This window comes from Bradyrhizobium sp. SEMIA, from assembly GCF_014844175.1.
GTDB classification, from domain to species: Bacteria; Pseudomonadota; Alphaproteobacteria; order Rhizobiales; family Xanthobacteraceae; genus Bradyrhizobium; species Bradyrhizobium arachidis.
The window spans coordinates 3,713,809-3,738,903 of sequence record NZ_CP046601.1 but is presented as its reverse complement, the minus strand read 5'-3'; the positions used below and the strand labels follow the sequence as shown (position 1 = coordinate 3,738,903).

The window sequence follows — 25,095 nt, the reverse complement described above, 5'->3', positions numbered from 1 at the left end:
CGCTATGCCCTGGCGATGCCGGCTCGTTGTGCCCGCAACGCGGCAATTCCGAGCGTCTGCGACGGGCGCTCGCCAAACACTGCAAAGTAATATTGCGCGAACCGGCCGAGCTCGTAAAAGCCCTGCTCCATCGCGACGGCCGCCACGGTGGTTGAGCCGGGCGCGCTCTGGCGCAGGATGGAATGAACGGCGCATAGCCGCTTGTGCCGGAGGAAACTGACCGGACCGAGGCCGAATACCTCCTGAAAGGCACGGTGCAAGGTGCGCCGCGATACGCTCAATGCCGCGCAGATCTCCGACACATGCACCGGGCGCGTGCCGGCTTCGTCGAGATAATCCTCAACCCTGCGGATCAGCCGTCGCGCCGAAGGCAGCCAGCTGCTGTGGTCAGGCGGCAGTGACGACATGACATTGGCCGCCATGCATTCCACAATCGCCCGTTTCCAGAACTCGGCGGTCGAGGGCGTCAAGCCCTCCGTGTTCGTCCGCAGATGCGACATGATCCGGACCAGGCGACGCGAGGCAATCGCACCGCTCTCGGGATCCGCCTTAAAATGGCTGCGGCTGCGCCAGGTGTCGGGATCGCTCAGCCGCGCCTCGCCGCCGAACAGCGAGGCAACTCCATCGAGGTCGAAGCGCATCGCGGCGTAAGCGGACGCGCCATGGAAGACGCCGTCATGCTCGAGCAGCGGCGGGATCACGAGCACGTCGTTGAGCTGCATGTCGAACGACCAGTGCGCAACGCGCTCCTCAGCCGCGAGCAGCATCCCGATGATCAGCTTGTCGTCGCTGGAGACGCGCTGCGTGCGCATGCCGACGTTGAAGGTGCCGATGCTCAGCGAGAAGTCGCCGATACCAACGTGCGACAACGTTCCCCGCAGCCGCCCGCGTCCGAGCTGCATCACGTCGACATGCGAGCCGTGGACGGCCTGGTGAAGTCCTTCGAAACCGTCGAGCTTACGCGAATCAACCAGAAGGAACTGCCCCATGGCTGCACTCTGTTACTCAAGCGCGACAATTCTGCGGCAGGCGGCCGCGAAATACCACCACAACGCGAGATGGGTGCGACAACCCGCCTGCGCGTTTTGATACAAACGCTATCGAAATCCGGCGAGCGAGATTGCCGTATTCAGCGCGAGTTGCTGCGATTTGTGACATGGGGCGTTAAGTCTCAGCCGCTGCTTCAGCGTACTGGCACAAACTGCACATCACAGCCTCCCATTCTTCGGATACCGTTTGCAACCTCAGCGATCTCAATCGGAAGCGCTCTGTCGATGGCAGGGCGCACGCGGTGGCGTTTTGCCGCGTGGTGGAAGCCCTGCGCGCAAAGGAAAGAGATCTTGACGCAATGACGCGTCTTCGTCTCCCCGAGCGTCGAGAAAGAGGGGACCAGACAATGCGTCCAGCGTACCGGACAACGCGCCGTCGTCGGCACCTGCCAAAACCTTCGCCGTAGCGTCAGGTCCACCATGTTGCGGGCGGACCTCGATCATCGCGAGTGGTTGCCGGACGATGCAAAGACCGGCGAGATGCTCTTCATTCCCGGCGGAACCTTTCGCATGGGATCCGACCATCATTACCCCGAGGAGGCGCCGAGCCATCGGGTCGCCGTCGACGGTTTCTGGATCGATCGCACGCCGGTCACCAACCGGCAGTTCAAGCAATTCGTCAACGCGACACGCCATGTCACTGAAGCCCAGATCGTTCCGGATCCGAAGGACTATCCAGGCGCCCTGAAGGAGATGCTCTACGCGGGATCACTGGTTTTCTCTCCGCTGCCGCGCATCACCGATCTCACCGACTGGAGCCAGTGGTGGTCATTCATGCGCGGCGCCAATTGGCGTCATCCTTACGGTCCCGGCAGCAACATCAAGGGCCTCGACGATCATCCGGTCGTGCACGTCTCCTACAGCGATGCGGCGGCCTATGCCCGTTGGGCCGGCAAGGAGCTGCCGACGGAAGCCGAATGGGAGTTTGCCGCGCGGGGCGGCCTCGAGGGCGAGGAATTCGCCTGGGGCGATGCGCTGATGCCGGGCGGTAAGCACATGGCCAATATCTGGCAGGGAAACTTCCCCGTCCAGAATCTCGGCGAAGATGGGTACGCACGTACCTCGCCGGTCATGGCCTTCCCGCCCAACGGCTACGGCCTCTACGACATGATCGGCAATGTCTGGGAGTGGACATCCGACTGGTGGTCGGCGCGGCACACGGCCGAGGCTGCAAAACCCTGCTGCATCCCAAGCAATCCGCGCGGCGGCCGCGAGGATGCGAGCTTTGATCCATGTCAACCGGACATCCGCATTCCGCGCAAGGTTCTGAAGGGCGGCTCGCATCTCTGCGCGCCGAACTATTGCCGCCGTTATCGTCCCGCCGCGCGGCATGCCGAGCCGATCGACACCTCGACCAGCCATGTCGGCTTCCGCTGCGTGGTGCGGATGCCTCCCGTCACTCACCGCGAACAAGAAGGATCTGCTGCAACATAGGGAGCATCGCATGAGCAGCGAGTTGAAGAACAAGAACAACCAGTCCAGTCAACCGATCGATCGCAGACATCTGCTGCTTGGAACATCCTCCATCGTCGCCGCCGCGGCCCTGACGTCCGAGGCCATGGCGCAGGCCCAGAAAGCAGCCCCAGCGCCCAACCCGTCGCAGACGTCGTCCGGCCGCAAGCCGAACATCCTCGTGATCTTCGGTGACGATATCGGCCAGACCAATATCTCCGCCTATTCTTTCGGCGTGATGGGATATCGCACCCCGAACATCGATCGCATCGCCAAAGAAGGCATGATGTTCACCGACTATTATGCCGAGCAGAGCTGCACCGCCGGGCGATCGTCGTTCATCACCGGCCAGTGCACGCTGCGGACGGGATTGTCGAAGGTCGGCATTCCCGGCGCCGCCGTCGGCCTCCAGTCACGCGACGTGACGATCGCCGAATTGCTCAAGCCGCTTGGCTACGCCACGGGCCAGTTCGGCAAGAACCATCTCGGCGACCGCAACGAGTACCTGCCGACCGTACACGGCTTCGACGAGTTCTACGGCAATCTGTATCACCTCAACGCCGAGGAAGATCCGGAGAACCGGTTCTATCCGCGCGATCCCGGCTTCCTGGAGAAATTCGGACCGCGCGGCGTCCTGCGCTGCAAGGCCAGCGACCGCGACGATCCGACCGAGCACCCACGCTTCGGACGGGTCGGCAAGCAGACCATCGAGGATACCGGCCCGCTGAACAAGAAGCGGATGGAGACGATCGACGACGAGACCTCGGCTGCCGCGATCGATTTCATCAAGCGGCAGACCCAGGCCAACACGCCGTTCTTCTGCTGGTTCAACTCCACCCGCATGCATTTCCGCACGCACGTCCGGCCCGAGCATCGCGACAAGCCCGGGCTGACGTCCCGGACAGAATATGCGGATGGAATGATCGAGCACGACGCGACGATCGGAACGATCCTGAAGGCGCTGGACGATCTCGGCATCGCCAACGACACCATCCTGATCTACACGACCGACAACGGACCGCACCAAAATTCCTGGCCGGATGCCGGCACGACCCCGTTCCGCAGCGAGAAGAACACCAATTGGGAAGGCGCGTTCCGCGTTCCCTGCATGATCCGATGGCCCGGCCGCATCGCTGCCGGCACCGTGTCGAACGAGATCGTCAGCGGTCTCGACTGGATGCCGACGCTGCTCGCCGCAGCAGGCGATGCCGACGTCAAGCAGAAGCTGCTGACCGGTTATCAGATCGGCGGCGAGACCTACAAGGTCCATCTCGACGGCTACAGCCAGCTCGCCTACCTCACCGGTCAACAGCCGAACAGCGCCCGCAAGGAATTCGTCTACTTCAACGATGACGGCGACCTCGTCGCGGCGCGCATCGAGAACTGGAAGGTCGTTTTCGAGGAACAGCGTGCGACGGGAACGATGCGAATCTGGGCCGAGCCGTTCACGAAGCTCCGTGTCCCGAAATTCTTCAACCTGCGGTCCGATCCTTACGAACGCGCCGATATCACGTCCAATACCTACTATGACTGGCTGATGTCGGACGCTGCCGGCGTCCTCATTGCCGGCCCTGCAATCGTCGGTCAATTCCTTGCAACCTTCAAGGAGTTTCCGCCCAGCCAGCGGCCTTCGAGCTTTAGCATCGATCAACTCCAGGAGAAGATGCAACGTAGCTTCGAAGCCGCGCAGAGTAACTGACGGTGGCGGAATGGCGGGAGATGCAACGGTCGGATCGTGAAGAGCGCATCCGGCCGTCTTGGTCGCAATGGCGCGCCATCGCGTCGCGAAAGTCATATCGCGTCGTCCTGGCCGTCGTCATGCTCGTCTCGGTCGGAGCATCGCGCGCATCGGCCCAGACCGATCCCTTGCCATCCTGGAACGACGGCGCGGCGAAGCAGGCGGTGACCGATTTCGTCGCGCGTGTGACCAAGGACGCTGGACCGGACTTCGTGCCGCCCGCCGAGCGCATTGCTGTGTTCGACAATGAAGGCACGCTCTGGTGCGAGCAGCCGGTCTATTTCCAGCTCGCCTTCGGTTTCGACAGTGTCAAGGCGTTGGCGCCGAAGCATCCCGAATGGAGGCATCAGCAACCGTTCAAGGCATTCCTCTCGGGTGACAAGCAAGGCCTCGCGTCGCAGGGCGAGAAAGGCTTGCTGGGGCTGATCGCGGCCGCACATAGCGGCATGACGACCGATGATTATGCCGTATCGGTAGCCGGATGGCTCGCGCAGGCCAGACACCCACGCTTTGACCGTCCCTACAACGAACTGGTCTATCAGCCGATGGTCGAGCTGATCGCCTATCTGCGCGCGAACGGTTTCAAGACTTTCATCGTCTCCGGCGGCGGCGTCGAATTCATGCGGGTGTGGGCCGAGAAAGCCTACGGCATTCCGCCGGAGCAGGTGGTCGGCTCGTCCGGCATCACGCAATTCAGGATCGGCCCCGACGGACGCCCTCTCCTGACGAAGCTGCCCAAGGTCGAATTCATCGATGACGGCCCCGGCAAGCCGTCAGGCATCAACCGCTTCATTGGCCGTCGCCCGATCCTCGCCTTCGGCAATTCGGACGGCGACCAGCAGATGCTGCAATGGACCGCGGCCGGGCCTGGCGCTCGTTTCCTCGGCATCGTCCATCACACTGATTCAGCCCGCGAATATGCCTACGACCGGCGGTCCAAAATCGGAAAGCTAGACAAGGCCTGGGATGAAGCGGTGCAGCGTGGCTGGACCGTGGTCGATATGGCCAAGGACTGGAAGACAGTGTTCGCGTTCGAGCGCGGCAGCACGGGAGCGTCGCAATGACAAGGCGGCCGTCATGAGCGGCTACGACATCTTCGCATGGATCGTGCTGGTGATCCTGCTCGCCAGCGCGATCGGCGTCGTCTGCATCGCCGGCTGGCTGCCCGGACACATCGCGAAGTCCCGCGGCCATCCCCATGCGCAGGCCGTGACAGTCGCCGGCTGGATCACGCTGTTCTTCGGCTTCGCGCTGTGGCCGCTCGCATTCATCTGGGCCTATCTCGACGTGCCCGCGCGCAAGGCGGGAGATGCGTGATGGCCGTCGCGATCCTCAACACCTACCTGGTGCTGCTGTTTCTTCTGGTGCACTTCGGCGTCGTGCGCTTCAACCTGTTCTGGAAGGCGTCGCCCTTCATCGTCATGGCGATCGTACTGATCTGTCTCTTCATCCCGATGGGATGGGGCGCGCCGCAAGGCAATGCGCTGGTCGTGCGCAATGCGGTCTCGATCGTGCCTGACGTCGCCGGCGAAGTGACCGACGTCCCTGTCGCCGCCAACGTGCCGCTCCGATCCGGCGACGTGCTGTTCAAGATCGATCCGACGCCCTACGCCGCCCAGGTCAAGGCGATCGATGCCCAGTTCAAGCTCGCCAAGACGCGGCTCGGCCAGATGACGCAACTTTACGAGCGCGACGCCGGCCGCGGCTTCGATGTCGAGCAGCGCCAGTCCGAGGCGGATCAGCTCTCCGGCCAGCTCGAGGCCGCGCAGTGGAACCTCGACAAGACCGTGGTGCGTGCGCCCACCGACGGCTACGTCACCAATCTTGCGCTGCGCAAGGGCGCGCGCGTCGCCAATTTGCCGCTGTCGCCGGTGATGGCCTTCATCGACACCTCCTCCACCATCATCGGCGTCGAGATCAACCAGATCGATGCACGTTACGTGGCACCCGGCCAGGAGGTCGAGGCGACCTTCAAATTCGCGCCCGGGCAGATTTTTGCCGGCAAGGTCGAGAGCGTGCTCCAGGCGATTGCGCCGGGACAGACCCAGACGTCGGGCACGGCCGTCATGCCGAAAGCGATCGAGGCCGCGCCTTTCGTCGTTCGCGTCAAGCTCGACGATGCCGATTTCGTCAGACGTTTGCCGGCCGGCAGCGCCGGCACGGCCGCGATCTATACCGACCACGTCAAGCCGACCCATGTCGTGCGTCGCGTGATCCTGCGGCAGGTCGCGATACTGAATTACGTCAATCCGTTCTGAGCGAGAGGCGCCATGAAAAGAGCATTGATGACGGCTTCATTCCTTCTCCTCACGCCCGCCGCGCATGCGCAATCGCAAGTCCCGGTGACGGTCGACAATTTTGGCCGCGCAGAGAGCGATCTCTATTTCGGCAACGGCGTCAAGGATGCCGGCGGGATCGGCAAGCTGTTTCACCATCGCGAACCGATTCAGATCAACAAGCAGATGGTGATCCGGTCCAACCGCGACACGTTGTACTCGACCGTCGTCCTCGACCTCGACGCCGGCCCCGCGACGATCACGTTACCGGATGCAGGCAAGCGATTCCGGTCAATGCAGGTGATCAACGAGGACCACTACGTCGTCGGCAAGGTCGAATATGGCGCGGGGAGCTACACATTCGACAAGAACAAGGTCGGCACGCGCTACGTCATGATCGCGCTGCGGACGCTGGTTGACCCCAACGATCCCAAGGACATCGAAAAAGTCCACGCCTTGCAGGACGCGGTCAGGATCAGCCAGAAGTCTCCGGGCAAATTCGACATTCCGAACTGGGATGCCGGCAGCCAGAAGAAGGTCCGGGATGCCCTTCTGGTGCTGGCTGCAACGACGGGTGGGTTCAAGAATGCGTTCGGATCGAAGGAGCAGGTCGATCCGGTCAAGCATCTGATCGGGACCGCAGCCGGATGGGGCGGCAATCCCGACAAGGAAGCCACCTATCTCAGCTTCAATCCGGAAAGGAACGACGGCACCACGGTCTACAAACTGACCGTTCCCGGCAACGTGCCGGTCGACGGTTTCTGGTCGATCAGCCTCTACAATGCCGAGGGCTACTTCGAGAAGAACCCATACGGCGCGTATTCGCTCAACAACATCACCGCGGCGAAATCTGCTGACGGCTTCGTCGCTGTGCAGTTCGGCGGCTGCGACGGCAAGATCCCGAACTGCCTGCCGATCATGAAGGGCTGGAACTACACGGTCCGGCTCTACCGGCCGCGGCCCGAAATCCTGAACAGCAAGTGGAAATTCCCCGAACCGCAGGCGGTGGGCGGATCATGAGCGACATTATGCATACCCTGGAGGCTGTCATGAAGCGTGCAATCGTTGCCGCTTTCGCCGTCATGTTGACCATGGGCACGAATGCGCAGTCGAACTCCTTGGATGAACTCACTGCGCACCAGGCTCAAGCCCGCGCCGTCGAGGCCGTCATCTGGGGGATGCCGATCGTCAACTACGACCTCATGCTCCAGGAGATGCTGACCAAGACGCCGGGCAAGGTGAACCAGGTGATCTATTGGGGCAAGCCGCTGGACTGGAAGAACCAGACGCTGACGCCGAACCCAGATACGCTCTACTTGATGGCGTTCCTCAACACGAAGGATGCTGGTCCGATCGTGATCGAGATTCCGCCGGCAGGCGCTGCGGGCTCCCTCAATGCCAACATCGTCAATGCCTGGCAGCAGCCGCTGGAAGACGCAGGCCTGCTCGGCGTCGACAAGGGGGCCGGCGTCAAGCTCGTGATGCTGCCGCCCGGCTACACGGGCCAGGTGCCCGCAGGCTTCGAACCGCTTCAGCCCAACACGTTTGGAAGCTACGCCCTGTTCCGCTCGAATATGAAAAGCCATGGCGATGCCGACGTGGCGAACTCCATCGCTTACGGCAAGCAGATCAAGATCTATCCGATCTCCCAGGCATCCAGCCCGCCGCAGACGGTCTTTACCGACGTCAAGGACGTCGTGTTCGACTCGACGATCCGCTACGACGACAGCTTCTTCGTCAATCTCCATCGCGCCGTGCAGAGCGAGCCATGGCTTCCACGCGACCGCGCGATGATCGATCAGTTGCGCGCGATCGGTATCGAGAAAGGCAAGGCGTTCGCGCCCGATGCGAGGGTGAAGCAGGCCCTCGCAGCCGGTATCGCCGAAGCGCATGCATGGATGGCGGCGAAATACGACGCCGGTCTGCCTCCGTTCTTCGAGGGAACGCACTGGACCGTTCCGGCGCATCCCGACTTGCTCAAGGCGGCGGCGGCTGAATTCGACGAGCCGGACGCCTATCCGGTCGATTGGCGGGGCATTACCTATACGTACGCCTATATCGGCATCAAACGGCTCGGTGCAGGCCAGTTCTACCTGATCAACATCAAGGACAGAGACGGCCAGAGCTACGACGGCGCGACGACGTATCGCCTGCACGTTCCGCCTGATGTGCCGGTCGAGCAGTATTGGTCGCTGACGGCCTATGATCGCGACACGCACGCGCTCATCAAGAACGTCGACCGCGCGAGTCGCGCTTCGAACAATGCCAACGGGAACAGAAATGCTGACGGGTCCGTCGATCTCTATCTCGGGCCGAAGCCGCCCGCCGGCCAGGAGGCTAACTGGATCCCGACCGACCCCGCCCGCAAGTTCGAGCTGATGTTCCGCCTTTACGGGCCGAAGCAGGAACTCTTCGCGAAGAGCTGGAAGCTACCTGACGTCGAACGGTTCGCGACGACCGTCGGAGGCGCCACGAAGTAGCGGGACCGTGGGACGTGGATTGGTGGCTACGACAAGCGTGAGGGGAATGACATGACGGGACAGCTTCGCAGCGCCACGCTTGGCATCGCAATGGCGTTCACCGGCTTCGCCGCCCAGCCTGCCCTCGCCGATTCCGGCGGCGTCAGCTTCTGGCTTCCAGGCATCTTCGGCAGCCTCGCCGCCGTGCCGGTGACGCCGGGATGGGCCTATTCGACGATGTACATTCACCTCAACGAAAAAGCCGGGGCCGGGCAGAACTTCGTCACCAGCGGCGGCATCTCGGGATCGGTGACCGCCGGCCTCAAGGCTCATGCCGACGTGCTCGTGATGGGTATCACCTACACCTCGGCGATGCCGGTGCTCGGCGGCCAGGCCGGCTTCACCGTGCTCACCGCTCCCGGAAACATCGGCGTCGGCATCGACGCGACGCTGACCGGGCCACGCGGCAACGCCATCTCGGGCAGCGCCACGGACAACCGCACCACGCTCACCGACGTGTTCTACCAGGGCACGCTGAAATGGAACCAGGGCGTCCACAACGAGCTGGTCTACATCACCGGCAACATCCCGAGCGGCACCTATGATTCCAGCCGGCTCGCGAATCTGAGTTTTGGCTTCCCGGCGATCGATGCGGGCGCCGGCTACACCTATCTCGATCCGAAGACCGGCCACGAATTCTCTGTCGTCGGCGGCCTCACCTATAGTTTCATGAACGGCGCGCTGCAGTACCAGAATGGCATCGACTTCCATCTCGACTGGGCCGCCTCGCAGTTCGTCAGCAAGAACGTCCATGTCGGGCTCACCGGCTACTACTTCCAGCAGATCACCGACGACAGCGGCCCCGGCGCCAAGCTCGGCGGTTTCAGGGGCATGTCGGTCGGCATCGGCCCGCAGATCGGCTTCATGATCCCGATGTCCGACGGCTATCAGGGCTATCTCAACATCCGCGGCTACAAGGACCTCGAGACCGAGAACCGGCCGAACAGCTGGTCGACCTGGGTCACCTTCTCGGTCTCGCCGGCAGCGCCCGCGCCGGCCGCGACGAAGCCGATCGTTCGAAAATACTGACGGAGGCGTCACGCAGCTCCGATGACGGGAGAGAAGACAAAGCGGCAGTTTCGCATCGGCTTCCAGACATCGATCATCACGGTGTTCGTGGGCGTGGTGCTGCTCGTGGGCCTGACGCTGGTCTATCTCAGCTTCGAGCGCGTGACTTCGATCACGCGGACGGCCGCCTCCGGCTTCATCGAGAAGGTGGCGCAGCTCGGTGCCGACCATGTCGACGAGCAGTTCAAGAATGTCCGCGACAATCTCGACGTCCTGTCCGGCATGCCGCCGATCCAGGAGGCCGACATCGCGGACAATTCGCGGCTATACAGCCTGATGGCGGCGATGCTGCGCAACAACCCGCAGCTCTTCAATCTCTATGTCGGCTACGAGGACGGCTCTTTCATCGAGATGGACGTGATCGACCGCGCCAAGCCGGCGTTCCGGGCGGGCCTGAAGGTCGATGAGGATGCGAAATTCCGGCTGGTCGTGATCTCGCGCACGGCCGGCAGCGCCCCGGTCACGCAATATCTGTCCGAAAACCTCATCGAGGTCGCGGAGGTCCCCGGCCCTGCCGGCTACGACCCACGGCAGCGGCCCTGGTATGTCGAGGCGTTCAGGAACGACAAGACGCTGCTGACGGGGCCTTACGTCTTCTACGCCACGGGCGAGCCCGGCTACACGCTGCGGACGCCGCTGAAGGAAGGCCGCCGCGGCGTCGTCGCCGGCGACGTGCTGCTGAACCGGTTCGAGGACATGCTGGCGGAGCAGAAGCTCGGCCAATCGGGCCTCGCCTTCCTGTTCAATGATGCCGACCGCATCGTCGGCCATCCCGAGATGAACCGCCTGATGGCGGAGATCCCGGAGCGGCAGGACGACCTGCCGCAGATCGGCGCGCTCAGGCTTCCTGCATTGGTGCCGATCATCCGCTCCTGGCGCGGCGGCGGGCCGGCCCAGCAATTCTTCGATGACGCCGCGGGCCGGACCTATATCGCTGCGGTTCACCGGCTGGATACGACCGGCTCGGCCAATGTCCGGCTCGCGATGTTCGCACCGCTGGATGAATTCTACGCCCAGATCATCAATGAGCGGCGCACGCTGTTCGCGCTGGCGCTGGCTTTCGTCGGCGCGACCATGCCGTTCGCGTTCTGGCTGGGGTCGCGGATGGCGCAGCCGCTGCGCAAGCTGGTCGAGGAGACCGATGCGATCCAGCGTTTCGACATCGCGGAACGGCCGCGCATCCATTCCGCCATCGCCGAGGTCGAGGAGCTCGGCCGCTCGGTCTTCACCATGCGCAGCGTGGTCCGCAGCTTTGCGAGCTTCATTCCGCGGCCGATCGTGCGGCAGCTGATCGAGACCGGCTCATCACTCCGCCTCGGCGGCTCCAGGCGCGAGGTCACCGTGCTGTTCACTGACGTCGCCGACTTCACGGCCAAGACCGAACGCGCGGACCCGTCGCAGGTGATGATCTACACCTCGCGCTATTTCGCGGTGCTGTCGGACGAGATCATGCGGCACCAGGGCACGGTCGACAAATATATCGGCGATGCCGTGATGGCGTTCTGGAATGCGCCCGCGGATGATCCTGATCATACCGCCAATGCCTGCCGCGCGGTTCTCGCCTGCCTCGCGGCCAACGAGGCCCTCAACAAGGACTTTAGGCGCGAGGGCTGGCCGCCCTATGACACGCGCTTCGGCCTGCATGTCGGCGATGCCGTGGTCGGCAATGTCGGCTCGAGCGACCGGATGAACTATACCGCGCTCGGCGCCACCGTGAACCTGGCGTCACGGCTGGAAGGCCTCAACAAGAGCTACGGCACGCGCGTGCTGGTCAGCTCGGCTGTTCGTGCCCGCGTGGGCCATGCGTTCCTGTTCCGCAGCGTCGACAACATCACCCCGAAGGGGTTTGCCGAGCCGATCGAGGTCAGCGAGCTGCGCGGGGAGCTGGCGCAGGCGGGCGAGGCCGAGATTGCGATGTGCCGCCGCTGGGACGAGGTGTTCGCGTCAATCGCCCAGGACGGTTCGGCCGAGACGGCCCCGGTCCGGCTCTCCGGATTCCTGCACGACTATCCCAAGGACTCCGTCGCGCTGCTTCATGCCCAGCGATTACGGTCCTCAGCCCAGGGGGCGGCGGCATGAGCATTCGCGAGCCCAGTCGCCGGCAATTGCTGCGCCGTGGCGCCGCGCTGGCGGTCGCGTCGGTCGGGCTCGCGGCACCGGCCATTGCGCAGGCCCGCACGAAACTCCGGCTCGGCTATCTCCACGTGGTCGCGGTGGACGGTCATATCCGGACTGGCCTCGATCGCGGCTCGTTCGACCGCGAAGGCATCGATTTCGAGCTGCAAGAGTTCAACACCGGCCCCGAGGTCTTCGAGGCGATGATGCGCGGAGAGCTCGAGGTCGTCTCGGCCGGCGGTGTCATCTCCAATTATCTTGCGCTCGGTCGCGGCCGGGGTTTTCTCATCAACGACATCGAGGTTGCGACCGCGCAGCTCTGGGGCCGGCCGTCGCTCGGGGTGACCAAGCTCGCCGATCTCAGGGGCAAGCGGATCGCGACGACCAAGAAGACCACGGCGCACATCTTCCTCGACCGGGCGCTACGCGCCAATAGCATCAATCCGTCCGAGGTGGAGATCGTCAATTCGAGCATGCCGGACGCGGTCGGGGCGTTCATCGCCGGCGAAGTGCCGGCCGTCGCGCTCTGGGTACCGTTCAACGTCGCCGTGCGCGAGGCGCTGCCCGAGGCGGTGAAGCTGGTGGATGCCTCTGCGTTCTATCCGCAATCGGCCGTGCTCGGCGGCTGGGCGGCGCGGACCGATTATTATGCCGGAAACAAGGAGATCCTGAGCCGGATCATCCGTGGCTGGGTCGATGCGAACGACCACATGGTGCGCAACCCGGCCGCCGCGGCCGAAGCGCTCCAGGCCCACTACAGGCGGTCGCGTCCGGCCGATCTCACCGAGGCCTTCAAGGCGCAAAAACTCTACTCCGCGCGTGAATGGCGGCGGCTCTACGCGGACGGAACCGTCGCAAAATGGTTGCAGCAGGTCAGCGACTTCTTCATGACGGACGCCGGTGTCACCAATGCCGTGCGCGCGTCGGATTATTTCGACACGCAGCTCTACCTGGCAGCGGTCGGATAGTGATCATCCACGAACGCGACCGGCGTCCCTTTCGCGACGCGCCCGGCAACGCGTTCGGCGTCCCAATTGGTGAGGCGCACGCAGCCGTGGGATTCGGCCTTGGAGATCTTGTCCGGCGATGGCGTGCCGTGAATGCCGTAGCCTTCGGCGGACAGGTTGATCCAAATCGTTCCGACCGGATTGTTCGGACCGGGCTTGATGGTGAAGGGCTTGCGGGAATGGACGCCCTTGAAGCGGTAAGCGGGATTGTAGCGATAGAACGGATTCTTGCTGACTTCCGTGACCTTGAGCGTACCTGAAGGCGACGGCTTCTCCTCGCTCCCGACGGTTGCCGGATAGAACCCGATCAGCGCATTCGACTTGTCGAACAGCTTGACGGTCTGCCTGACCTTGTCGATCTCGACCCGGTCGGCCTTGGCGGGTGCCTCCTCGCCTGCGCTCGCGGTGTCGACGACGACGATGGTGTCGCCGGCTCGATCGAACTGGCGCCCGGGGTTGAGCGCGGCAAGGAGCCGCTCGCTCATGTGGAACTTCTCGGCGAGGGCTTCGCGCGGACTGGTGTAGCCAAGCTTCGGGATGTCCTTCATGTCCTCCATCTTCGACGGCAGCTTGTTCAGGAACGGGCCCGCCATGTCCTGCTCGGTGATGGTGTAGGTCAGCGTCACCGGCCGGTCGTCCGCCCGCAGTGCCTTCCAGACCTCCTCGGTCGGGTTGTCCGAGCTCGGCAGTTGCCGGGCTTCGGCATAGGCCCGCAGCGCCTTCTTCGCGTTCTCGCCGAACCTGCCGTCGATCTCGCCTGGCGAGAAATGCGCCCTGTCGAGCAGGACCTGCAGACGCACGCCCGCCGGCGTCGGCTTCTCGTTCGAGAGACTCTTCTTCGAGGGCTCGGCAGAATCGATGGCGGCGGGGTTGATCTCGGCCGCGAATGCAGGCGCCGTGCTCAGCGCAAGGGCCAGAACAAGGCAGATTTCGCGGGCGCGGCCGGCCGACCTGGCGCCCATCACTGTCCTTCGCAACACGCGACCGCCCATCTGCCAGCTCCGGGATGGAGACACTCACCGAAATGGCAACTCGGCGCGAGGGCAGAAGTTTCCGGTTTTTCCCGGGCGGAGTTGTCTGCGGCGCATCCTTCGAGACGTCCGCCCACGGCGGGCTCTCAGGATGAGGTCGCGTCCTACGGCGAGATATCAGACCGCCGCGCGGCGCGCCGCCATCTCCGCCGCGAGCAGCAGCGCGGCGCGGCTGGCACCGATCGATGCGATGCCCTGGCCGGCGATGTCGTAGGCGGTGCCGTGCGCGGGCGTGCAGATCGGGAACGGGAAGCCGCCGAGCAGGGTCACGCCGCGATCGAACCCCATCAGCTTCATCGCGATCTGGCCCTGGTCGTGATACATCGTCAGCACCGCATCGAAGGCGCCGGCCTTGGCGCGCAGGAACACGGTATCGGCCGGGAACGGTCCCTCGGCGGCAATGCCCTCGGCCTGCCCGGCCGCGACCACGGGCGCGATCACATCGATCTCCTCACGGCCGAAATTGCCGCCGTCGCCGGCGTGCGGATTGAGACCGGCGACCGCGATGCGCGGCCGCGCGAAACCGGCGTTGCGCATGCAGGCATCGGTCAGCTTGAGCGCACGGTGGATGCGCTCGCTGGACAGGTTTGCGGCGACGTCCTTCAGCGGAATGTGCGAGGTGACGCGTGCGTTCCAGAGCCGGTCCAGCACGTTGAATTCGCTTGCAGGCGTCCTGAGCCCGACAACCTCTGCGGAAAACGCGATCTCGTCGTCATACTCGGCGCGGGCAAGCCGCATCGCCTGCTTGTTGAAGGGAGTGAAGCAGACGGCATCGACATGGCCGTCGCGGCCAAGCTCGAGCGCGTGCCGGTAATTGGCGAGCGCGAATTTGCCGCCGGCAAGGGTCGCGGTCTTCGGCTCGACATTTCTGGGATCGAGATGGCGGAGGTCAAGGAACAGTGCATCGCCCTGTGTCGCGCGAAAGTTGGCGCCCTGCTCCACTCTGGTCAGCTCCGGTGTGACGCCCGCGACGCGCGCGCCCTCGTCGAAGATCCGGCGGTCGCCGATCACGACCAGGCGGCAGCGGGCGCGGATATCGTCCTGAGCCACCAGCTTCGCAGTCAGCTCTGGGCTGATGCCGGCGGGATCTCCCATTGCCAGCGCGATGAGCGGCTTTGCGGTCATATGATCACCTTCTCCTGAGCAGTCGTCGTCTCATTGGCGGATGGCGCAGGCTTGCGAAACAGGCGCGCGAACTGCAAGGCAAGCGGAAGCAGGAGCAGCGCAATGCCGCCCACGATCAGGCAGGTCACCAGCTTGTTGGCGAAGAAGATCCCGAGCGATCCCTTCGACATCAGCATCGATTGCCGGAACGCATCCTCGGCCTTGTCGCCGATGACGATCGCGAGCACCAGCGGCGCCAAGGGATAGAACAGCTTCTTGAAGAGATAGCCGACAATGCCGAAGCCGAGCATCATGACTACGTCGAGATAGGAGTTCGACACCGAATAGGCGCCAACGACGCAGATGATGACGATCAGCGGCGCGATCACCACGAAGGGAATCCGCATCAAGGCGGCGAACACCGGGACGGTCAGCAGCACCAGCGCGACGGCGACGATGTTGCCGACATACATCGAGGCGATCAGGCCCCAGACGAAGTCTTTCTGGTCCACGAACAGCATCGGGCCGGGATTGAGGCCCCAGATCATCAGGCCGCCCATCATGACGGCGGCGGTGGCGGAGCCGGGAATGCCGAGCGAGAGCATCGGCAGCAGCGCGCTGGTGCCGGCGGCGTGGTCGGCCGTCTCCGGCGAGATGATGCCTTCGACCTCGCCGGTGCCGAAATATCGACCGCGGCGCGAGAAGCGGCGGGCGATGCCGTAGCTCATGAAGGACGCCGCGGTCGGGCCGCCCGGCGTGATCCCCATCCAGCAGCCGATCGCGGCGCTGCGCAGCAGCGCAACGCTGTGGCGCGGCAGCCGGCCGACCGCACGGAACACCTCGCGCCAGTCGATCTTGGAGGAGACCGCGCGGGCATGGAACTCCTCCTCAACCGCGACCAAGAGCTCGCCAATGCCGAACAGGCCCATCACCGCGACAACGAAGTTCACGCCCTTCACCAGCTCGTCCACGCCCATGGTGAGGCGCACGCTGCCGGAGACGGTGTCGATGCCGATCGCAGCGATGGCAAAGCCGATCGCCAGCGCCACGACGGTCTTGATCGGCGCCGCGCCGCCCATGCCGACGAAGCTGGCGAAGGCCAGGAAATAGACCGCGAAATATTCCGGCGGCCCGAAGGCGAGCGCGACCTGCGCCACCCAGGACGCCAGGAACGTGATCAGGATGACGCCGATCAGCGCGCCGAACGCGGCCGAGCCGAAGGCGGTCGCGAGCGCCGTGGTCGGCCGGCCGTCGCGCGCCATGGGGTAGCCGTCGAAGGTGGTTGCGACGGAGGACGGCTCGCCGGGGATGTTGAACAGGATCGAGGTGACGGAGCCGCCGAACAGCGCGCCCCAATACATGCTGGAGAGCAGGATGATCGCCGACACCGGCTGCATGCCGAAGGTGAGCGGCAGCAGCAGTGACACACCGTTGGGCGCGCCTAGTCCCGGCAGCACACCGACGAGAATGCCGAGCAGCACGCCGACCGCCATCAGGAGCAGATGCGGCATGGTGACCGCGATGGTGAAGCCGTGGAGGAGCTCCTGGAGATTGTCCATCCGCTCCTCCGTCAGAAGCCGAGCGCGACGGCGAGCGCGCCGTGCGGCAGGCTGACCTGGAACATGCGCTCGAACACCACATAGAGCGCGAGCGCCGTGGCCGCCGCCATGGCGAGCGCGCGCGGCAGGGATTGGTGTCTTGGGATCGCCAGCACGGCGAAGACATACCCCGCCGAGGCGAGATACATGCCGAGCAGCGGGATCGCGGCCACGAAGATCGCAGCCGGCACGAACAGCCCGGCGAGCCGGCGCAGCTCGATTCCCGTGATCGCGATGGGGACGTTGGCGAGCGAGGCGACCGGCAGCACGCCTCGCACCAGATTGTAGAGGCTGCCAGCGACGATGATGATGCCGGTCAGGAACGGGAACGTGCCGGCGTCCACGCCCGCGCTCGACCAGCCGATGCCGTTGTCGAGGCTGGAGATGACGACAGCGACACCGAAGCTGCCGGTGAGAGCGGCGGTCGCAAGCTCAAGCGCGCGGCGCGAGATCATCGAGGGCTCCAGTCGAATCGCGTGTTTTACCCACCACTAAGCGTCGTCCCGGCGAACGCCGGGATCCATAACCCCAGGGAGACGTTTGACGAAGACTCGAAGCCACGTCGGTACGACGACCAACCGTCCTCGAGAGATCACGCGGTATGGGTCCCGGCGTTCGCCGGGACGACGGTGGAGATTGTGGCACGAGCCCCGCCTCACTTCACCAGCCAGCCCTGCTCGCCCGCGACCTGCTTGACGTGCTCGAGGTCCTCCTTGATGAACTTGTCGAACTCGGCGCCGGTCAGGAAGGTGTCGACCTGGGAGGTCTTCTCGATGTAGTCCTTCCATTCTGGCGTCGCCTGCACCTTCTTCATGAGGTCGACATAGTACGCGGCCTGGTCCGGCGTGATCTTGCCGGGCAGCCACACCGTGCGCGGCTGCTCATATTGCTTGATGTCGAGGCCCTGCTCGACGCAGGTCGGAACGTCGCTCCAGCCTTCGCTCGCCGTGACCTTCGGCCCCTGCGGCAGGCGCTTCGGGCTGAAGACGCACAGCGGCCGCTGCGTGCCGCCGCGCCATTGCCCGACGCTTTCGCTGGGATTGTTGACGTGGGAGTCGAGATGTCCGCCGGCGAGCTGCACGGCGGTCTCGGCGCCGCTCTTGAAGGGGATGTAGGTCAGCTTGACCTTGCCGGCCTTCTCGATCATGCGCGTCAGCACCTCGTCGGTGTCCTTGGACTGCGCGCCGCCCATCTTGAACTCGCCCGACGCGGCCGCCTTGAGGTAGTCGCCCGCATTCTTGTAGGGCGCGTCCTGCTTGACCCAGAGCAGGAACTCGTCCTGCGCCATCGCCGCGATCGGGGTAAGGTCGGTGTAGTTGAAGGCGACCTTGGAGACGAGCGGCTGCTGCCAGGCGTTCGATGTGCCGAAGATCACCTTGTAGGGATCGCCCGCGGAGGCCCTGCCGTAGACATAGCCTTCGGCGCCGCTGCCGCCGCCCTTATTGACGACGACGATCGGCTGCTCCGTCAGCTTGTACTTGGTAATGATGTTCTGCACCGCGCGGGCGAGATTGTCGGTGCCGCCGCCCGGCCCTGCCGTGGCCACGAACTCGATCGGCTTCTGCGGTTGCCACGCCGCCAACGCCGCCGGCGTGCCTGCGAGCACGGCCACAGCCACAGAGAGCAGAAGCGTTGATGTCCGACCCATGATTTCCTCCAGCTTCTTTTGTTTTGTTTGATCCGTCGTATCGACGTCCGGTCAGGCGACGCGTTCCTCGCGCCTCCCTGATGCCATAACGATCGCGCCTTCTTGCTCGAGCGCTTCAATCTGCTTGGGGTCGAACCCGTATTCAGCCAGCACATCGCGCGTATGCTCACCATAGACCGGTGCGCCCGACAGCACTTTGCCTGGGGTCTCCGAAAACTTCACGGGAAGACCGATCGTCTTGACCGGTCCGAGCGTGGAATGCTCGACCTCGACCACCATCTCGCGCGCCAGCGTCTGCGGATCGCTCAGCGCCTCCAGCATGTCGTGCACGGGGCCGCACGGCACGCCCTTCTCGTCCAGCGCCGCCAGCCAATGCGCCCGCGACTTGGTGCGGAAGCGCTCGCTCAGGACCGCTTCGAGCTCCTTCAAATTCGCCATGCGGTCCGAGCCGTTGACGAAGCGCGGATCGACGGCGAGCTCGCTCGCGCCGAGCGCTTCCAGCATCAGCAGCCAGTGCTTCTTGTTGGCGCCGCCGACAACGAGCCAGCCGTCGGAGGCTTCGAAGGCCTGATAAGGCGCGTTGAGCGGATGGGCCGAGCCCATCGCGCGCGGCGCGGTGCCGGCGGCGAGCGCGATCGTGGATTGCCAATAGGTCTGCACCAATGCGGCCTCATAGAGCGAGGTCTCGACCCACTGCCCTTCGCCGGTCTTGAGACGGTGCGTATAGGCAGCCAGAATGCCCATGCTCGCGAGCAGACCGGCGGTGATGTCGGACAGCGGCGGTCCGCACTTGACGGGCGGACCGTCGGGACGTTCGCCCGTAAAGCTCATGATGCCGCTCATGGCCTGCGCGACGAGGTCGAAGCCGCGGCGGTGCTTGTAGGGACCGGTACGGCCAAAACCCGAGAGCGAGCAATAGATCAGCGAGGGATGCTGCCTGTGCAGCTCCTCGTAACCGAAGCCGAGGCGCTCCATGGCGCCGGGCGCAAAGTTCTCGACCAGCACGTCGGCGGTGGCGATCAGTCGCCGCAGCACCTGCTTGCCGCCGTCGGTCTTGAGGTCCAGCACGATGCCGCGCTTGTTGCGGTTCATCATCAGGAAGGAAGCCGCCTCGTCGCCGATCTTCGGCGGCACCGAATGACGGGTGTCGTCACCGTTCGGCGATTTCTCGATCTTGATGACGTCGGCGCCCATGTCGGCGAGCATCAGCGTGCAGGTCGGCCCCGCCATGACGTGAGTGAGATCGATGACCTTGAGGCCGGCGAGCGGTCCGGAACGGCGGGCGGTGGATTGCGAGCTTTGCATCGGGGCGTCCTATTGCCCGCGCCATTGCGGCGCGCGCTTGTTGAGGAAAGCATCGAGCCCTTCGCGAAAGTCCTGGCTCGTGTAGCACATCAGGATGAGGTCTTCGCCCTCGTCCCGCGTCAGCCGCTTTTGCAGCCGGGCGACCGCCTGCTTGGTGGCAGTCAGCGTCAGCGGCGCGTGGCTGGCGAGCAGCAGGGCCACCTCGTCGGCGCGCTGGTCGAGCACTGCGATGTCATCAACGACCTCGCCGAGCAAGCCGACGCTCGCGGCCTCTGCGGCGTCGACGAGGCGCGCGGTGAAGATCAGATCCTTGACGCGGGCGGCGCCAATCAGCGCGGTGAGACGGCTGACATTGGACATCGACAGGCAATTGCCCAGCGTCCGCGCGATCGGAAATCCGATTTTCGTGCTGCGCGTCCCGATGCGAAGGTCGCAGGCCGCGGCAATGCCCGCTCCGCCGCCGGTGCAGAAGCCGTTGATCGCGGCGATGGTCGGCACGCGGCACTGCTCGAGCGTGGTGAGCACACGGTCGATCCGGTTCTCGTAGTCGATGGCGTCCTGCGGCGTCTTGAATTCGCGGAACTGGTTGATGTCGGTGCCCGACGCGAAGGCCTTGTCGCCGGCCCCACGCAGCACCAGTACCTTGATCGATTGATCGCGGTTGGCCTCCTCGCAGATCGCCGCGAGGCGCTCGTACATGGCGAAGGTGAAGGCATTGCGGGCCTGCGGGCGGTTGAAGGTGATCCGCCCGATGCCGTCCTTGCATTCAAAAACGAGGTCGTTTGCCTCCACTGCCTGGTCCATTTCCTCATATCCTCTTGTTTTTTACATTTTTGAATGCAAAATTTACGATTATCAAGCTGGAACTTCCAGATTTCGACGCATGATTGCATTTTTGCATTCAAACCGTGGAGCAGGTGCCATGCTGCATGAGGAGGTTGTCGGCCGCATCCGCGCCATCCTGCTCGATGGCGAGATCCCGCCGGGCGCGCGGATCCCGGAGCGCGAGCTGTGCGAACGGCTCCAGATCTCGCGCACGCCGCTGCGCGAAGCGCTCAAGGTGCTGGCCGCAGAGGGGCTGGTGCAGCTGCTGCCGCATCGCGGTTCGCGCGCGGCAAAACTGACCGACAAGGACATGCGCGATCTGTTCGAGGTCTGTCAGGGCCTGGAGGCCCTTGCCGGCGAGCTCGCCTGCGAGCGCATCAGCGATGCCGGGATCGGTGAGATCGCTGCCGCGCATGAGGAGATGGTGCGGCATTATCGCGAGGGCGATCTGATCCAGTACTATCGCGGCAACCGGGCCATTCACGAAGCCATCGTCACCGCGGCGGGAAATCCCGCGCTTGCGGCGGTCTATGCCTCCGTGACCGCGCGCATCCGCCGCGCGCGCTACGTCACGCCGATGACACCGCAGCGCTGGGCGCTGGCGGTGAAGGAGCATGAGGCGATCCTGAACGCGCTGCAGCGGCGCGACGGCGCCGGCCTCTCCCACATCCTGCGCGCCCATCTGCGGCACAAGCGCGAGGAGGTCTTGCAGGCCGGCTTTGCCGAAACCGACGCAAGCGAGCCCACGCTGAAGATCGCGTGAGGCAAAGGCTTGAGCATCAGCCTGACCTGCGCCGAACGCGCCGGCAAACAGCGGTTCAATCAGCCGACGAATGGATCACGACGCCATGCTGCTCGGCGATTGCCGCGACGCTCTGGATCGGCGGCATCCGTCCGTTCTGCTTCGCCAGCTCTGCGAAGGCAGCGAACATGCGATCGAGGCCGGCGCCAGGCATCGCGAACACCAACAGGCGCGCGGTATCGGTGCCGGCATTGTGATAGCCGTGGCGCCGGTGGCGTGGCGCAAAGACAAATGCGCCGGGGCCGAGACGCAGTGGATCGGTCGTGCCTTCGACGTCCATGAGCACTTCGCCGCTCAGCACATAGAATGCTTCATCCTCGCGGCTATGCGTGTGCGCCGGTGCGCCGCGCCCCGGCGGCACGATCGATTCCCATATCGAGAATTGTTGACCGGTCTCGCTCGCCATCGCCTTGTAGCTGTGTGTCACGCCGAGCACGTCGAGCGCAGGTCCAGTCCCCGGCGCGCGGAACAGGGGTTGCGCGACATCACTGGTCATATTGCTGGTCATGGCGGTTCCCTCCGCGGATAGGGTTGCGACACATTGACTTGCAGCGGGTGCGAACCCGCCCGATGCCGCAACGTTCCTTCCAGCGCCTGCCAAGGATGCGTGATGATGGAACCACGCCCGTCCCACCACGGCGGCCGCCACTTGCCGCGCCTGTGGGGCTTCCCAAATGAGCGGGAGGCCTGTCTCGGATTCTCCTTTCAGGTTCTCCAGACGCGGAGACCAGCATGCCCTCACCGGCCGCCGCAAACGAGACTGAACGTCTGGCCGCCCTGCACGCGCTCGACATCGTCGATAGCGCGCCGGAATCCGCTTACGACGAGATCACCCAGCTTGCGGCGCAGATATGCGGTTGCCCGGTGTCCTATATCAGCTTCATCGATGATGAGCGGCGTTGGCTCAAGGCAAGATACGGCCTGCCGGCCGAAGTCACCGACGCGCCCCGCGCGAGCGCGGTTTGCACGACGATCTGCGGCGCCGAGCTGCTCGTCGTGCCCGACCTGAAATCCGATCCGCGCTTCGAGAACAGCCCGATGGTCATGCTGACGCCGCCCTGCCGCTTCTATTGCGGCATGCCGCTGATCACCGATGAGGGCTATGCGCTCGGCACGCTCTGCGTGATGGACTTCGAGCCGCGGCGGCTGTCATTCGAGCAGACAGAGGCGCTCCGGATGCTGTCCCGTCAGGTGCTGGCGCAACTCGAGCTGCGCCGGAAGCTGATCGAGTACGGCCGGACGATCAGGGATATGGAGCAGGCCCGACTGGAGGCCGCCGCAGACCGGGCGCGCGCCGAGGATCTGCTGCGCAATGTCCTGCCTGCTCCGATCGCCGACGAGCTGAGGCGCAGCGGCAGGGTCCGGCCCAGATACACGCGGTCCGCGACCATCCTGTTCGCGGATATCCAAGGCTTCACGCTGCTCGCCGAACGAACCGAGCCGGCGCGGCTCATCAACCTCCTCGATCGCTGTTTCTCGACCCTGGACGAGATCGGCGCCCGACACGGGCTGGAGAAGGTCAAGACCATGGGCGATGCCTACATGGCGGTCGCCGGCGTCCTTTCGCCCGATCGACGCCACCCGATCGATGTCTGCCTGGCGGCGCTGGAGATGCGCGCCCGGCTGGACCATCTGGGGGCGCAGGGCGGGGCCAGCGGAGACCAGGCCTTGCAATTGCGCATCGGCATCCATACCGGGCCGGTCATTTCCGGTGTCGTCGGCAACCGCAGGATGACCTTCGATATCTGGGGCGACGCGGTCAACACCGCATGGTTCATGGAAGCCTTCGGCGTTGTCGGACGGATCAACGTCTCGGAGACCGTGGCAGGACACGTCAATGGCCTGTTCGAGCTGGAATCACGAGGCCCGATCGAAGCCAAACACCATCGCGCGCACGAGATGTTCTTTCTCAATGGCTTGAAGAAGGAATGCTCGCGCAACAGCGACGGCCATCTTCCAAACGACTATTTTCTTGCCGAATACAACCGCATCGGCGGTTCGCGATTGGGCCCGAATTGACCAGCGCGCGTATCCCTCACGCGAGATAGCCGGAGACGCCGTCCCACAACAGCTTCAACGCGGTGACCACGAGCAGACCGTAGCAGGCGCGAAAAATCTGCTGCTGATCGAGCTTTCCGTGCAGGCGCCAGCCGAGCCAGACGCCGGCCGGAATGGCGAACAGACAGATCGCCATCACGATCCAGACGTTGCCGCTGGGGCGCACCAGCAGCAGCCACGGCACGGCCTTGGTGGCGTTGCCGACGGTGAAGAACAGGCTCGTCGTTCCCGCATAGACCTCCTTGCTGAGGCCGAGCGGCAGCAGATACATCGCCAGCGGCGGTCCGCCTGAATGCGCCACCATGGTCGTGACACCAGAGGCGAGGCCGGCGGCGACCGCCTTCGGCTTCGAGCGCGGGCGGATGATCACCTTCGGATCGCTGAAGAACCACAGCCCGACAAAGACCAGGGTGACGACCGCCATCACGATCGCGACGGCGCGATGGTCGAGCACGCGGAACAGGCCATAGCCGAGCCCGATGCCGATCAGCAGCCCGGGCAGCAGCAGCGCGAGGTCCGGCTTCGACCAGGTCGACGGCTTCCAGTAGCGCAGCGCGAACAGGTCCATCGCGATGAACAACGGCGCGAGCAGGCCGCCGGCGGTCACCGGGTCCATCACGAAGGACAACAGCGGAATGCCAACGATGGAGAAGCCGCCGCCGAAGGCGCCCTTCATGAAGCAGATCAGGAACACGCCGGCGAAGGCGATGAGGATGGTGGTGACCGTCAATTCCATATCGGCATCTCCGACACGATTTGGCTGATCCCACCCCTCGCTTTCTCTACGAAGCCCGCCGGCGTGAGGTGTCCTCGTTCCGGAAAAACAGGCCGGGCAGCGCCGAGGGCACGCCAAACACCAAGCCGAGGAATCCGAGAAACAGGTCGAGATAACTGACGGTCATTTTCGTGGCTCCGTAGTCCCGGGCGAACCCGGTGCAATGTTCTGATTGCCCGGACTATGAGCCGATACACATCTCAGTACAATAAGAACATTGTACTCGGTGCAATTCGGTCGGGCTTTTTGACTAAACGGCGGCTCTTCCGAAACGACCTGAAATGACGTTCCGGCTTTCGATCGCCTGGACGGAGTTCTCGAACGCCCGTTCGAGGACGCCTCTGCCGATGGTGCCGAGCACGAGGCCGAGGATCCAGCCCTTGAGGTTCTTGCCTTCGAGCACGACGACGACGTCGATGTCGGTCATCCCGTCGCGCCGCCGCGTGAAATTGTAGGTGTGGCCCGACGCGCCGCCCCACACATTGGAATCGATCGTCGTCAGCACGACGCGGTTGGGGTTGGACCAGTCGTAATGCAGCCGCTCCCAGACACCGCGCGAGCCTTCCGTCACGTCGGCGCGCGTCGGGCCGAGATGATGCAGTTCGAGATACTCATCGGCACTGTTGCTGAACACATGGGAGCGATCGGGACCGAAATCGGTGAGCGCGGCGATGTACCTCTCCGGGGTCAAGGTGGTGGTTCGATGCAGACGGATCGTGGACATC

At 64.3% G+C, this 25,095-nt stretch carries 23 protein-coding genes; 12 read left to right on the top strand and 11 right to left on the bottom strand.

Going from position 1 to position 25,095, the window contains the following annotated elements:
- Positions 1 to 2: 2 nt before the first annotated feature.
- On the bottom strand, positions 3 to 989 hold the full coding sequence (locus FOM02_RS18255; protein WP_027557916.1) for a helix-turn-helix domain-containing protein: 987 nt from the start codon (positions 987 to 989) through the stop codon (positions 3 to 5).
- Between the two features lie 480 nt (positions 990 to 1,469).
- Here FOM02_RS18255 and FOM02_RS18250 point away from each other — a divergent pair, with 480 nt between their 5' ends.
- The 10 genes from FOM02_RS18250 to FOM02_RS18205 all read left to right on the top strand — a co-directional run bounded on the left by FOM02_RS18250 (position 1,470) and on the right by FOM02_RS18205 (position 13,185).
- On the top strand, positions 1,470 to 2,483 hold the full coding sequence (locus FOM02_RS18250; protein WP_027557915.1) for a formylglycine-generating enzyme family protein: 1,014 nt from the start codon (positions 1,470 to 1,472) through the stop codon (positions 2,481 to 2,483).
- A gap of 10 nt (positions 2,484 to 2,493) precedes the next feature.
- A complete protein-coding gene (locus FOM02_RS18245; protein ID WP_027557914.1) occupies positions 2,494 to 4,200 on the top strand; it encodes an arylsulfatase in 1,707 nt (568 codons plus the stop codon).
- 119 nt (positions 4,201 to 4,319) lie between these two features.
- Entirely contained in the window at positions 4,320 to 5,303 is a 984-nt protein-coding gene (locus FOM02_RS18240) for an HAD family hydrolase (RefSeq protein ID WP_051378467.1), read from the top strand.
- A 13-nt stretch (positions 5,304 to 5,316) separates the two neighbouring features.
- On the top strand, positions 5,317 to 5,556 hold the full coding sequence (locus FOM02_RS18235) for a DUF3302 domain-containing protein (RefSeq protein WP_027557912.1): 240 nt from the start codon (positions 5,317 to 5,319) through the stop codon (positions 5,554 to 5,556).
- Complete coding sequence (locus tag FOM02_RS18230) at positions 5,556 to 6,497, top strand: HlyD family secretion protein (protein WP_027557911.1); 942 nt, start codon at positions 5,556 to 5,558, stop codon at positions 6,495 to 6,497. Before FOM02_RS18235 ends, FOM02_RS18230 begins: the two co-directional genes overlap by 1 nt.
- A gap of 12 nt (positions 6,498 to 6,509) precedes the next feature.
- The gene (locus tag FOM02_RS18225) at positions 6,510 to 7,535 is read left to right on the top strand and encodes a DUF1254 domain-containing protein (RefSeq protein WP_027557910.1); all 1,026 of its coding nucleotides are present in this window, start codon (positions 6,510 to 6,512) and stop codon (positions 7,533 to 7,535) included.
- Positions 7,536 to 7,564: 29 nt separating this feature from the next.
- The gene (locus FOM02_RS18220) at positions 7,565 to 8,995 is read left to right on the top strand and encodes a DUF1254 domain-containing protein (RefSeq protein ID WP_035731270.1); all 1,431 of its coding nucleotides are present in this window, start codon (positions 7,565 to 7,567) and stop codon (positions 8,993 to 8,995) included.
- A gap of 51 nt (positions 8,996 to 9,046) precedes the next feature.
- A complete protein-coding gene (locus FOM02_RS18215) occupies positions 9,047 to 10,063 on the top strand; it encodes a SphA family protein (protein WP_027557908.1) in 1,017 nt (338 codons plus the stop codon).
- Between the two features lie 21 nt (positions 10,064 to 10,084).
- On the top strand, positions 10,085 to 12,181 hold the full coding sequence (locus FOM02_RS18210; RefSeq protein ID WP_027557907.1) for an adenylate/guanylate cyclase domain-containing protein: 2,097 nt from the start codon (positions 10,085 to 10,087) through the stop codon (positions 12,179 to 12,181).
- Positions 12,178 to 13,185 (top strand): ABC transporter substrate-binding protein, encoded by a 1,008-nt coding sequence (locus FOM02_RS18205; protein WP_027557906.1) that lies wholly within the window; start codon positions 12,178 to 12,180, stop codon positions 13,183 to 13,185. The genes FOM02_RS18210 and FOM02_RS18205 overlap by 4 nt, the downstream gene beginning before the upstream one ends.
- Here FOM02_RS18205 and FOM02_RS18200 read toward each other — a convergent pair.
- The 7 genes from FOM02_RS18200 to FOM02_RS18170 form a co-directional block, all read right to left on the bottom strand.
- The gene (locus FOM02_RS18200) at positions 13,164 to 14,186 is read right to left on the bottom strand and encodes a L,D-transpeptidase family protein (protein ID WP_035729772.1); all 1,023 of its coding nucleotides are present in this window, start codon (positions 14,184 to 14,186) and stop codon (positions 13,164 to 13,166) included. The two genes, FOM02_RS18205 and FOM02_RS18200, sit on opposite strands and share 22 nt — an antisense overlap.
- A 186-nt stretch (positions 14,187 to 14,372) precedes the next feature.
- Positions 14,373 to 15,380 (bottom strand): 4-hydroxythreonine-4-phosphate dehydrogenase PdxA, encoded by a 1,008-nt coding sequence (locus tag FOM02_RS18195; protein WP_027557904.1) that lies wholly within the window; start codon positions 15,378 to 15,380, stop codon positions 14,373 to 14,375.
- Positions 15,377 to 16,918, bottom strand: coding sequence for a tripartite tricarboxylate transporter permease (locus tag FOM02_RS18190; RefSeq protein ID WP_027557903.1), 1,542 nt, complete (start codon positions 16,916 to 16,918; stop codon positions 15,377 to 15,379). Before FOM02_RS18190 ends, FOM02_RS18195 begins: the two co-directional genes overlap by 4 nt.
- Positions 16,919 to 16,929: 11 nt before the next feature.
- Positions 16,930 to 17,412, bottom strand: coding sequence for a tripartite tricarboxylate transporter TctB family protein (locus FOM02_RS18185; RefSeq protein WP_028146300.1), 483 nt, complete (start codon positions 17,410 to 17,412; stop codon positions 16,930 to 16,932).
- Positions 17,413 to 17,612: 200 nt separating this feature from the next.
- Positions 17,613 to 18,605 (bottom strand): Bug family tripartite tricarboxylate transporter substrate binding protein, encoded by a 993-nt coding sequence (locus FOM02_RS18180; protein ID WP_027557902.1) that lies wholly within the window; start codon positions 18,603 to 18,605, stop codon positions 17,613 to 17,615.
- Positions 18,606 to 18,656: 51 nt separating this feature from the next.
- Positions 18,657 to 19,910, bottom strand: a complete 1,254-nt coding sequence (locus FOM02_RS18175; protein ID WP_027557901.1) for a CaiB/BaiF CoA transferase family protein — start codon at positions 19,908 to 19,910, stop codon at positions 18,657 to 18,659.
- Between the two features lie 9 nt (positions 19,911 to 19,919).
- The gene (locus tag FOM02_RS18170) at positions 19,920 to 20,714 is read right to left on the bottom strand and encodes an enoyl-CoA hydratase/isomerase family protein (RefSeq protein ID WP_027557900.1); all 795 of its coding nucleotides are present in this window, start codon (positions 20,712 to 20,714) and stop codon (positions 19,920 to 19,922) included.
- Between the two features lie 118 nt (positions 20,715 to 20,832).
- Here FOM02_RS18170 and FOM02_RS18165 point away from each other — a divergent pair, with 118 nt between their 5' ends.
- A complete protein-coding gene (locus FOM02_RS18165; RefSeq protein WP_027557899.1) occupies positions 20,833 to 21,498 on the top strand; it encodes a GntR family transcriptional regulator in 666 nt (221 codons plus the stop codon).
- Between the two features lie 55 nt (positions 21,499 to 21,553).
- Here the strand turns inward: FOM02_RS18165 and FOM02_RS18160 are convergent, their stop codons facing one another.
- Positions 21,554 to 22,045, bottom strand: a complete 492-nt coding sequence (locus FOM02_RS18160; protein WP_051377900.1) for a cupin domain-containing protein — start codon at positions 22,043 to 22,045, stop codon at positions 21,554 to 21,556.
- A 224-nt stretch (positions 22,046 to 22,269) separates the two neighbouring features.
- Between FOM02_RS18160 and FOM02_RS18155 the strand changes: the two genes are divergently transcribed.
- Positions 22,270 to 23,556: an adenylate/guanylate cyclase domain-containing protein gene (locus tag FOM02_RS18155; protein ID WP_051377902.1), complete on the top strand. Its 1,287-nt coding sequence runs from the start codon at positions 22,270 to 22,272 to the stop codon at positions 23,554 to 23,556.
- A gap of 16 nt (positions 23,557 to 23,572) precedes the next feature.
- Here the strand turns inward: FOM02_RS18155 and FOM02_RS18150 are convergent, their stop codons facing one another.
- Together FOM02_RS18150 and FOM02_RS18145 are read right to left on the bottom strand one after the other, a co-directional pair.
- The gene (locus FOM02_RS18150; RefSeq protein ID WP_027557898.1) at positions 23,573 to 24,331 is read right to left on the bottom strand and encodes a sulfite exporter TauE/SafE family protein; all 759 of its coding nucleotides are present in this window, start codon (positions 24,329 to 24,331) and stop codon (positions 23,573 to 23,575) included.
- 289 nt (positions 24,332 to 24,620) lie between these two features.
- Entirely contained in the window at positions 24,621 to 25,094 is a 474-nt protein-coding gene (locus tag FOM02_RS18145) for a hypothetical protein (protein ID WP_027557897.1), read from the bottom strand.
- Position 25,095 lies beyond the last annotated feature (1 nt).